Origin of the sequence: Pseudoalteromonas sp. RB2-MNA-CIBAN-0110 (assembly GCF_040309305.1) — a bacterium.
GTDB lineage: Bacteria > Pseudomonadota > Gammaproteobacteria > Enterobacterales > Alteromonadaceae > Pseudoalteromonas > Pseudoalteromonas arctica.
On sequence record NZ_JBEOOQ010000084.1, the window covers coordinates 1 to 1,610 of the forward strand.

At 33.0% G+C, this 1,610-nt stretch carries 1 protein-coding gene; it reads left to right on the forward strand.

The features are described 5' to 3' along the window. The first annotated feature begins 113 nt into the window (after window positions 1-113). Window positions 114-1,547 (forward strand): hypothetical protein, encoded by a 1,434-nt coding sequence (locus tag AAEY68_RS20615; RefSeq protein WP_350586783.1) that lies wholly within the window; start codon window positions 114-116, stop codon window positions 1,545-1,547. The last annotated feature ends 63 nt before the right edge of the window (window positions 1,548-1,610 follow it).

Genomic DNA, 1,610 nt, shown 5'->3' on the forward strand with positions numbered 1-1,610 from the left:
TGCTGTACCGAACCTTATCAGATCAACCGGCCAAGATAATTGTCGCTAGACCGGCCACCGTAATTGTCGCTTAATAATTAGTCCCAATTTTTAAGGCTCTAGGATACACGTATGTGTGTTTCAATGGTGGGCCTTATGAATTTGGAGTTGATCTTGTTGCCGCTAAAAAGGATGAGTTATTTGGCAATTATGAGGTTATCGCAGTTCAGTCGAAAAAATTAAATTTAGTAAAAGGCACTGCTGATAAAACAATTATCAACGGTCTACTTACTCAACTTAACCAGTGTCAGTTTAAAGAACTAGAAATACCTGAAGCTGTTAGGAAGAAGCCGGATAAAATTATATTAGCTACACCAGGCCAGTTAAATAGTCGCTTAAGAGAAGAAGTTCAACCGATTGCTAAAGCTTATGAGGTTAATTTTTTAGAAGGCCCTCAAATTATTGAATTAATATTAACCCATTGTCCTGAACTGGTAAAAAAGTTAAATAATATTAATACGATAGTAGCTGATAATAGTGAGGCTGAATTAGGAAACACTGCACTTAAAAGAGCTTTATTCATAAACAAGCAAAAAACACTTAGCGATTACGCATGCGATCTAGAGTTCTTTTTTGGTTCAAGAAAAGATAGTTCTTTTGTACTTTCAGAGTTAGATTTTTTGCTGGATGATATTTCTTTCATTGAATCTGACTTTAGATCATTTCAATCTTTTAATGACTCTGTAATAGCCTGCCTTGGATTTAGTTTAGCTGAACAAAACTTAGATGATTATTATGAAAATTATTTGAATACTCAAAAATTATACATATCTCGAGAAAATAAAGACTTACTAAAAGATATAAAAAATAGTGAGGATGAGTTAGGAGCCTTAATCGAAGTTGTTTCAAATGCTATTAATGATGCATTTTATACAAAAAGAATTGATGCTAATGAACGAGATTTAATGTTAAGCAAAATCCATGAAAAGCGATTACATAAGTCGAGTAAGCTTTGGGGGGACGATATGGATGAGCATTTGAGATATTCATCTAAAACTAATGTGTCTCCTCATCTAAGTACTTTGTTACCTGAAAAGTTTAAAGATCTTTCTCTTAAAAAGAAAAGAGCTGTAAACAAACCTGGTATCAAAATCACAATGGATAAAAAACAAATAATAAAAAAAATAATTCAACCTACGATTAACTATTTAGACACAGTTAAAGAGGTTAATGCTGCGCCATCTGACAACTTTAGGGTAAGAGATCTCCTTGTACAAGCTAAAAATATTGGAAAAATACAAAAAGTTTTGTTTTCTAGACAAAGTCCTTATGCAAAGCTTGCTAATAGGAAAAGGTTGCTAGATAGAGAAGGGACTATATCCATTTCTCCATCCCTTGTTATTGACTCTGGAGAAAATATTGCAATATTTGGAGGAGCTGGTTTTGGTAAAACTACATTACTCCAGTTTTATGCAAGTAAATGTGAATCTATAGATTCAAAGAATTGTGTCCTTATAGAGTTATCTAAGCACTTGGCTACTCTTAAAAGTCAATTTGAAGTGGCATAGTTAATTTGGCCACCTACTTAGAGATGTTATTATGCATCTCATCAAACGTTAGGTGATACAAAT